Here is a 9,317-nt window from a genome sequence, read left to right on the forward strand (position 1 = left end):
ATCACTTTAGATACTTGGGGGCAAGCACTAGATATTAAGGCTAGTGATCACCTGTTAGAGCAAACCAATATCCGTTTCCAAGGTCAGTATTTCGATGCTGAGACAGGCTTACACTATAACCGCTATCGTTATTATGAACCGCATAGTGCAAGATATATCGGGAAAGATCCGATTGGTTTAGAAGGTGGGATCAATACTTCGGCTTATGTGAGTGATCCGAATGCTTGGGTCGATCCGATGGGGTTGACTCCTTGGAATTGGGATGGACAAGGTGATACAAGCATGTGTAAGTATTATGATGATATGTATAAAAGGACCCAATGCCCCTATTATAAAGATGCAGGGGAAATTTGCCGTGGTAATAACAGTATTGTGAATGGCGCGATTAAGACAGGGATTACAGCATCATGGACGTACGGTAAGACCTCTGCTTCAGAATCGGAAATTTTAAATACGATTAGGAAATCATTGATCTCAGGTGATCAGGATTTTAGAAGTTTTAATAAAGTCCCTTATAATTCTTGCTTAAATGGAAATGCAATTGATCTTTACCATGATTTAGCTTTTGAAAAGGCTAAAATAAGTACAGTTTTTTATGGTGGTAATCTTTGGCCTCAATCTGTATGGCCTAATGTAGTACCTTTTGATCCAAGAAATAAGTCTAAATATGATATACGGAGATTATTTAACAAATGATAGATAATGTAATAATTAGTCGGTGGGTAGCTTGGTTTATTCGATTTTTTTTTATTTCAATAGGTTTGATAGTATATAGTTTCTTTGTTTATATATTTATGATCGGTTTTATTCAATTGGGAAATGTTGATTTATTACAGAAGTTAGAGTTTCTTTTTATATATGTGATTATGGCAAGTGGGTTTTTTCCATTGTTATTTTATATTTATTTATTTGTTTGTTCTCTTAATTCAAAAGGAGAGTTTTGGGGCTTTATATTTTTTATTGTTTTTTTGTTCTTACATTATATTTGTGTAGGGTTCCTACATGAAAAAATAGGTGGTTTATTTTTAATTGTGGAGTTTTTTTATTTTGTTTTTTGTTGTGTTTTTTTGAAAAAAAATAAGAGAGTTAGTTGAGGTAAATAATGATAGTCGCTTGGGTGGGTTAAAAAGCAAGCATCCTGCGAACACTACTTTAAAGCACATCATATTTGAATCTGCCGTGCCTATATTCATTTATAGGCTATCTCATGACTTCAGAAACCCTAAATCCTACATTAACGAAAACCAGAAAAGCCCGTAAAACATATAATTCAGTTGAACGTGCCTGATCAAAAAGGTAAGCATCTACTCAAGCCCTATTGATTTTCTAAGGCTTGCCAGTTATGCGGTAATAATTCTTCGATATCCTTCATTTTATGTGTCAGTAGACGCTTAAGTACAGTAAGCATCCGCTCAAGCCCTATTGATTTTCTAGGGCTGCCAGTTATGCGGTAATAATATCTTCGATATCTTTCATTTTATGTGTTGGTAGCACACCAATTTTGTACCTCTAGTACAAACAGGGTATACCGGCTTTATTAAATTGCTTGATACACCTGACTATCGTTAGTATCAAACACAAGCTTATGTGCAAGATCAAGATCCACTCTGGAAAATAGATACTCGTTATAAACACGCGGAAATCGAACGGGCAGTGTTTTATCAGTGCGATCAAGTGGGAACACCACAAGTACTGAGTCATGCAAAGTGGTGATCAAGTTTTGGCTGTCACTTTAGATACTTGGGGTCAGAGTAAACTATGTTAAACCAATAGTTAATAATACTAGTCTATGGAACAAAATCTGTTGAGTTTGTTTTTGATAACGTTGGATATAATATTGATGTTGGAATTACAGGTCAATTGTCTCGTTAGAGTTATGTGGGGGAAAAATGAAACATTATTTCTTGATTGTTGTTGTGATAGTTATGGGGTGCAGTTCAAGAAAAACAAATGATGTATTAGAGAGTAATTCAAAAATTAATTTTTTTACTAATCAAGCGGATTTTATCTTTGATAATATTCTTGAAGATAGGAAAGCATTTTCTTCATATAGCGCAGATGATTTATCTTACAGAGTTCAACTAAAAAATTTAAATCATGATATTTTTCTTGTGGAAAAGAAAAAGATCATGATTGAAAATGGATGGTTATTTTTGAAAAAATATAATCAGAGTTATATTTACTGTCATGGTGACGATCAGCTCGAAATTATAGTACCCAGAGCAATAGCAATGAATGATAAGCTAGTTAATGGTTCTACAGGGATGCAGTTAGAAGATCAGTGGAATATTATGTTTGCCCATCCTAAGAATTCTACTTGGTTTGAATGTAATAAGTAAAAGTAATGTGTGCTGAAATAATAGAAGGCTTCCACTTGGGAGATTCTAGGTAGCCAACCTGTAAAAGTCCTCTGCCATTTGATTTGGTGTCTTAAAATTCAGTCCTTTCTGGATTCGGAATAACTTTGTTGTATAAACCTATTCTTAAAGGCTTCTTCAGCAATATAATTCCCAAATGAAGAAGCCTATACCTAAAAATATCAAACAACCAATTGGTCTACATACAACCAAGCTTTCATTAATCATGGGAATATTACCATTTGGTTTGATCCAATAGTGGCTTATAATTTACCCGTAGTCTAATCTTTAAAGTGTTGAGCTTATAGGGTTTAATTAACAGTAACCGTCTATGCTCTTTAGGAATGGGATGAAATACCAACCGTCTTATACAATTACCTCAAAAATTATTCATTTGGTTGAGCAGATCAGTGAGTCAATAAGGCGCTTGACTGCTTTAATTCAAATTGAAAATAGTTTGATGTTACGTAAAGCAAATCGTATTCAAACTATTCAAGGGTCTCTAGCCATTGAAGGTAATACACTAAGCACGGAGCAAATCACTACTATTCTTAATGGTAAGCCTATAATCGCACCATCTAAAGAAGTACGATTAGAGATAATGGCTTTATTTTTATTGATGGCAAAGGCCGCCAGCATCATTTAGCTTCAAGTCTATTTACTGAGACCTATGAAGTACCCTACGAAGGGGTTACAGTGCATGGTCTAGATAATAGGCAGATCGTATTAAGTTTTGATGGTGACTAGTTATATAGCTTTGAAAGTTTCAATAGTGGATTAAGTTATCCGTTGGTTTTACAGCTCAATATGAAAACTGATGAACAAGTCGTATACTTTTACAGGTTAGCTGCTTAGAATCTACCAGGTGAAAGTCTCTGGAGATTTTAGTACATATTAAGCCTAAGTGATTGAATGTATGAAATTTTTAATTATGATAATGTGGGTTGTATTCTTTGTAGGTTGCTATGCTAATAACAATGACGAAATTACAGTTAGAACTATGGATTTTGAACTAGGACATAATTCCAAGGTTTTCAGTCATGAATATCCTAATGTAACATTATCACAAGATTATAGTACTGAGATGACAGCTCCTTTGCTTAGTTTCAGTCAAGAGGCTAATAATATATTTGATAAAGTACCATATTTAATAGATATTAAATCTTCAAATAATACAAGAAAGAATGCTGATTTATTAATTTTCATTAATAAAAATGATATGACGACACAATTTCTAGAAAAAGAGATTTTTACTATAGCAATAGAAAATAATTGGAAATATAAAGGTAAGTATGAAAATAACTATGTTTTTTGTAATTCTATTCAAGATTTATTAGAAATTGCTCCACCATCGAATTTTACTAACAATAAAAATGAAGGTTATGCATTAGTTCCACAAGAAAATATTTGGAATATAGGTTTTTTTGCAACAGTTGGAGGAGTTCAAATTTGTTTAGATAGATATAATAGTACATATGAGTGATTTTTGGAGAAATGCTCTTTAGGGGATATCATTTTTAATCCTATAAATACTATTCATTTGATGAATAAAGGGAGCTATTTCTATAGTCACTTTAATATACTAAACATTATATTTATGAAAAATACAGTTTTATTCCCTTAATCCAAGCAACTTATCGACAACAGATTAAACATCATCAGACACCACAGTGGCATCATGGTTATGATTATGCGGCCGACCCTTTGTGGCATGAAGATAAACAAGTTGAAAAGTTTGATCTAGTTTGGTTTTACCACTGTGACCACTTAAGTATACCAGAGGAAATGAGTGATCAAACAGGAACAATTGTTTGGACAGCACAGTATAAGGAATGGGTGAGCGAAGATAAGAAAAACAAAATTTTTCCTGAGCACAAGACGAGAGTTATGCTCGAACTGAAAGTCTGAATATTGCATTAAATATCCATAATGGAAATGTATATCTTGTTGCTAGTGTTTCTCCAGATAGTATTCAAAGGGCGTTTGGTGAGTTCAAAAAACCAGATAGTGGGATTAAAGGTAAAGGGAATATATCATGCTTAATGTATAGGAGAATGGGTGGGCCTAAAGATTTACAGAGTCAAAGGGGTAAATTAACAGATAATGCTTATTGAAAAATCTGATGGGAGCTTGACATTGGATCCTAATTATAATGATTTTATGATATAGGGGCTGGATTTGGGACATCTGGTGTTGGATTTGATTTTAGTGGATCTAAATCTGTATATAACATTCATAGGATGGAGAAAATCAAATAATACGGTAGGGTGTGATAGTTTATTTCTAATTTAGAGGTTTTATGTCAAAGTTGAAGTCATTGGTGCCTGTGGTGATAGTGGGCTTAGTACTATTTTTTATGTTTCATAAGTGGGATCTTCCTGAACAGCGAGTAAAAACATCTAATGTATATACTCGCTTTATTACTGAACAATTTGGTGTTTATGGACTTACCTTGAAAGAAGAAATGCATACTAGTACAACTGATTATTATTACTATATGGTGGATTATAATAGTTTTCATAGTGAAGAATATGTAAAAGAAAAAGAAAAGTTAAAGGAATTAGGCTGGAGATATATTGGTATTATCTCAGAGAGAGAGATATTTTGTGATAAGAAAAATAATAGTCTTAGTTTTAAATTTCCTGACGAAAATGCTCATCAAGATGATTTATATAGGAAAAACTGGGGAGTAGTTCTGGTTAAAAGTATAGGAGGTGACACTGAGTGCAAATTATCAAAGTAAAACTATATCGCTATCCCAACTCGATGTACTAGATAAAATGGCTAGGATCAAGCCGTACAGCATTATGAATACGATGAGTTGGGTAATCTCAGTTCAGTAAAGACCCTATTGGTTTAGATGGAGGGATGAATACTTCGACTTATGTGAGTGATCCTAATCAGTGGGTCGATCCGATGGAGAATGGTCCTTATTTTAGCTCAGGTATGACAGCATGGGGAATTGGTGAGCAATCGAAAGTAAATGATTAAATTAAAAATCCAGAAAACTACCAACCTAAAGAAAGTAGTAACTATATGAGTGACATGGCAAGACAACAGGCGAATAATTTTCCCTGTAAAAGTACCAACCAAGAGCAGCCATTAAATACCCATATGGTAAGGATCCAAGAAGAAAAGGATGCCAGTGTCCAACTTAAACTACGAAGTTTAATCAAGCTTTGAATAAAGCTTTTAACCATACGCAAAGAAAGATGAAATAGTGATTTGATCATGAGGTAACATTGAATTTCTATATCGGAATAAGTTTGATTTCGTCCATGCTTGCTTTATCGCTGTGCATACTGTTTAGTCTTAGGGGCAGATCAAATAAAAATATTTCTACGATTGATTAAGGCTCGTTTATAGGTAGACTAATTGATTGTTTTGTATTTTTAAGGAGGGAGGTTTCTTCATTTGAGAATTATAGTGTTGGATAAGACTTTAATGATTGGTTTGTGCAACAAAGCCATAGCTAGTTAGAAAAATATAAATCATCATTAAGAGATTGTAATCCTGAGGATTTAACTCCGAAAGAATATCAAGGTTTCAAAAAAAGTTAAGGGATCGAATGTACAATAAATGTTTTAATGATGGGGATATAAATCATAAAGAGGCAGCTAATCAAGTCAATAGGGCGTAAAGACATGTACAGACAAAACTAATATGATTAGAAATAGTCAATACTTTGGGTTTTTAAAAGGAGTTGGATATGAAACTACCTATTAATATAAGTGAATATTTGATTCATGAGAAAGGTCTGGAATTTAATGAGATGAATGGTTTTGATTTATTAGAGCTTGAACGGATTGATAGCATTGAATTGAATAATAATTATTCTGATTATTTTTTTGAAGGTGATTGTTTTAAAAATCTAAAGAAATTAAAAATAAATGGAGATAAGTTTTTTAATCTGGATCTAAGTGAAAATCTTCTACTTGAAGAGTTATATGTTGGCGGGACAAGTATTTTAGATATTAATTTAAAGAATAATACTAATTTGGTGAAAATAACTTTAAAAAATAATTTTATTACTAATTTAAACACGATTTCATGTGGTCAACTTGAATACTTAGATTGCTCTAATAATGAAATTGAAAGTTTGTTTATCAGTGGGAGAAGTTTGGTTTATTTGGATTGTTCATTTAATAATCTTAAAAATTTAGAATTAAAAGGCTGTGATTTTTTATCTAAATTAAATTTTTCATCAAATAAAATTAAAAGAATAGAACTAAATAGAATAGAAGCTCTTGAAGAGCTAAACTGTTCTTTTAATAAACTAGAAGAATTGGATATTTCAGAATTAACAAAATTAAGGGCTATTATTGCGGAAAGTAACTTTTTAAATTATTTTAGTGTGGATAGTAATTATTTAAGTTTTTTAATATTAAGTAATAATAAAATAAAATATATTGATTGTGGTGGTTTTTTAAATCTTCAGTATTTAGACTTAATAAGTAACGAAATCGAGAAAATTAATATATCTCATTGCAATAGTTTGGTGGAGGTTAATTTACATAACAATCCTTTGGTTGAAATTACTTTAAGTAAAAATAATTTTAGACTTATAGATGAAGCTATTTTGAAAAAAATAAAAGTAAAAAATATTTTGGATTAATAAGACTTTGTGGCATAAGGTTTTAGAAGTTAAAGATTTCATACACTACCGATCTAAGGTCAAATCTGGAAATTTAAATAATTAGAAAATGGATGGTATGAAGATCAAAATAAGGATTTAATTCAAACAATAGGTGAGCATTTAAAAGAACGCTTTCAGTTTGACCCAGCAGGGAGTTTAATGGTCGGACAACATATTATGGTTATGATGTATTTGGTCGACGTCTCTTTAAACAAACTCAGCGGGATTTAACCTTATTCGGTTGGGATGGGGACTTGTTGATTTGGGAGTCTGTTAAGCGTAATAACAATAGCCAATCCTATTCCAAATATTATTTGTATGAACCAGATAGTTTTGTGCCTCTGCATATGCTGAAGGAATGAAATCAGATTATTTGTGTCAACAAACAAAAATTCAGTATGATAAAGAGCTTTGTGGTTCTAAGCATGGATGTATTGTTCATGAATATTTTGTGAGCAACAATAATAAATTTTTAACATCATCGGGTACTAAAGCACGTGATTGTATAAATATTTCTCGACAATGTAGACCATTTGGAAATTAAAATGACCAATAAAATTTGTATTCTATTTTTATTACCCTTACTTTTAGCTTGTTCGATGCATGATGAAGTTGACTTGGATGTATTAAAAACATGTAAGGATGATAGTTCGAAGTATGTATTAAATGGTTATCTTCTAAATGATCTATTTAAGTGTAAGAGAGATAAGGATGCATTTAGTGTAATAAAAAAATGAGACAATTTTTAAGAATAAAGATTATGCAGTAACGGGTGATATTTTATTAAATAATCATTATGTTGATGAAGCCTTATACTATCTTAAAATTGCGGCAAATGGAGGGGATTGGATATCTGGTGAGCAAGTTGGAGAAATCTATACATTACATCCTAAGTATAAAAATATTAATGAAGCGCTTAGTTATTTTAAAGTGAATTTAGATAAAGGTGGGAATTCATCGATTATGATGGCCTATATTTATTTGGAAGAGGAGAAATATGTTGACTTAAAAAAGTCAATATACTATTCAGACTACGCAATAAAAAATGGTAATAATTTGGGTTATTACTATAAAAGTATAGCCTTGGCAGAGTTAGATGATTATGAATTGGCAATGAGGAATTTAAATAAAATAGATGAGAAAGAATATAGTGAATATAAAGATGTAGCGCTAAGTAGGCTATATGCATACTATAAAAATTATAGCGGCTATAATCCGAAGCACTCAAAAAATATTTTAGAAGGCTTGGTTAATAAGTCAATAAATAAAGATCGTTTTTCTTGGTTGGCTGATTTTTATATGTTAGATAATGAATTTAAAGATGAGAAAAAGGCATATGAATTATATAAAAGAGGTGCAGAGGCAGGTGATTGGTATAGTGAGGGAGTTTTAATGAATTGGCCTAATAAAAATTAATAGTTTTATGGTATGTGGGCATTTAATAAAGTAAGCCAAGCCATATGAGTATATAAGCTAAAGCTAAATTTTAGAACATGTAAATAAAACTGTGTAAATACTTTTGCAGTCAATTAATAACTCAAAGTAGCTACTATGTAATCACCTTGAAATATCTGGGTTACTGGCATGTGTTAAAATCCACCCTTATCATTTTCCCCCATTTATCCAGCCAAGGTTAATCTAGAGTAATTGGGTAAATCATGGATAAAATATTTTTACATTAAAAGGTTTTGTTGCACAAATACTTAAAAGCTATAAGGACCCTAAACAGCTCGAATTTAAATCACAATTTGAGGATGAGATCGGCCTAATTCCGTAAATTTATTTAGAACTGCAACACGTGCCTGAATCTCATTCATCTGGCTGTCGAATTTCCTTGAACTGAGTTTATCCCCTGAGATGCCGTCTTGATAGCCAATCAGGTTTTAATATTATTCGATGAATAAATAATCTCTCTGATAGGCAGCCTGATGTTTTAATACGCCATAACACAGATGTATAAGCTTGCGTATTGCAGCATCTAAAGCACACATCTTACTTTTACCATGGCTTAATAATCGTCGATACGAGGCTTTAATGTGTGGATTATATTTAATCGTTGTCTACGAGCAAGGAGCAAAACCCCATATTAATATTTATACGCTTTTAAATAGGTTGTAGGGTGTATGCTTAATTTTAATAGGAGATTTACTGTGAAATTCTTTATCTTATTTGTTATATTATTTACTATGGCTGCATGTAGTACAACAAAGAAGACATTCTCAGATAATAGGTTTTATCCGGAGGCTGAAAAATATTTTAAAATATAATTATGAAATTTTAGGAGATACAACTAAGACTGATTTTATAATATTTCAGTTGTATAT

The 9,317-nt window shown here is 31.7% G+C and carries 8 protein-coding genes and 6 pseudogenes; 11 read left to right on the top strand and 3 right to left on the bottom strand.

All coding sequences use genetic code 11. The features are described 5' to 3' along the window. The 8 genes and pseudogenes from Aru01_RS18740 to Aru01_RS18750 all read left to right on the top strand — a co-directional run. A partial coding sequence (locus tag Aru01_RS18740) for an RHS repeat-associated core domain-containing protein (RefSeq protein WP_042111676.1) occupies positions 1-696 on the top strand: 696 nt, incomplete at its 5' end. Between the two features lie 1,193 nt (positions 697-1,889). Further along, positions 1,890-2,339 (top strand): hypothetical protein, encoded by a 450-nt coding sequence (locus Aru01_RS17250; RefSeq protein WP_016656014.1) that lies wholly within the window; start codon positions 1,890-1,892, stop codon positions 2,337-2,339. 175 nt (positions 2,340-2,514) lie between these two features. After that, a pseudogene (locus Aru01_RS17255) lies at positions 2,515-2,612 on the top strand (IS5/IS1182 family transposase); the annotation flags it as partial. A gap of 94 nt (positions 2,613-2,706) precedes the next feature. After that, a pseudogene (locus tag Aru01_RS18545) lies at positions 2,707-2,949 on the top strand (Fic family protein); the annotation flags it as partial. 324 nt (positions 2,950-3,273) lie between these two features. Further along, positions 3,274-3,840 carry a P-loop NTPase family protein gene (locus Aru01_RS17265; RefSeq protein WP_040331197.1) on the top strand — a complete coding sequence of 189 codons (567 nt, stop codon included), beginning with the start codon at positions 3,274-3,276 and terminating at the stop codon, positions 3,838-3,840. 221 nt (positions 3,841-4,061) lie between these two features. Next, a complete protein-coding gene (locus tag Aru01_RS18745) occupies positions 4,062-4,265 on the top strand; it encodes an RHS domain-containing protein (RefSeq protein WP_040331198.1) in 204 nt (67 codons plus the stop codon). Positions 4,266-4,656: 391 nt separating this feature from the next. Next, positions 4,657-5,100: a hypothetical protein gene (locus tag Aru01_RS17275; protein WP_016656017.1), complete on the top strand. Its 444-nt coding sequence runs from the start codon at positions 4,657-4,659 to the stop codon at positions 5,098-5,100. 125 nt (positions 5,101-5,225) lie between these two features. Continuing rightward, positions 5,226-5,348, top strand: a complete 123-nt coding sequence (locus tag Aru01_RS18750; protein ID WP_255209871.1) for a hypothetical protein — start codon at positions 5,226-5,228, stop codon at positions 5,346-5,348. 137 nt (positions 5,349-5,485) lie between these two features. On the opposite strand, the pseudogene Aru01_RS18755 reads toward Aru01_RS18750, so the two are convergent. After that, positions 5,486-5,771: pseudogene (locus Aru01_RS18755) on the bottom strand (transposase); the annotation flags it as partial. 295 nt (positions 5,772-6,066) lie between these two features. On the opposite strand from Aru01_RS18755, the gene Aru01_RS17285 reads away from it, so the two are divergent. From Aru01_RS17285 to Aru01_RS17290, 3 genes and pseudogenes are all read left to right on the top strand, one after another. Next, positions 6,067-6,972 (top strand): leucine-rich repeat domain-containing protein, encoded by a 906-nt coding sequence (locus tag Aru01_RS17285; protein WP_016656018.1) that lies wholly within the window; start codon positions 6,067-6,069, stop codon positions 6,970-6,972. 179 nt (positions 6,973-7,151) lie between these two features. Continuing rightward, positions 7,152-7,337, top strand: a pseudogene (locus Aru01_RS18880) (RHS repeat-associated core domain-containing protein); the annotation flags it as partial. A gap of 619 nt (positions 7,338-7,956) precedes the next feature. Continuing rightward, positions 7,957-8,409: a hypothetical protein gene (locus Aru01_RS17290; RefSeq protein WP_016656020.1), complete on the top strand. Its 453-nt coding sequence runs from the start codon at positions 7,957-7,959 to the stop codon at positions 8,407-8,409. A gap of 320 nt (positions 8,410-8,729) precedes the next feature. Here Aru01_RS17290 and Aru01_RS17295 read toward each other — a convergent pair. Both Aru01_RS17295 and Aru01_RS18760 read right to left on the bottom strand, forming a co-directional pair. Next, positions 8,730-8,846 (bottom strand): annotated as a pseudogene (locus Aru01_RS17295) (IS5/IS1182 family transposase); the annotation flags it as partial. Positions 8,847-8,882: 36 nt separating this feature from the next. Next, positions 8,883-9,044, bottom strand: a pseudogene (locus Aru01_RS18760) (IS110 family transposase); the annotation flags it as partial. Positions 9,045-9,317 lie beyond the last annotated feature (273 nt).

The organism is Acinetobacter rudis (genome assembly GCF_000829675.1).
Lineage (GTDB): Bacteria > Pseudomonadota > Gammaproteobacteria > Pseudomonadales > Moraxellaceae > Acinetobacter > Acinetobacter rudis.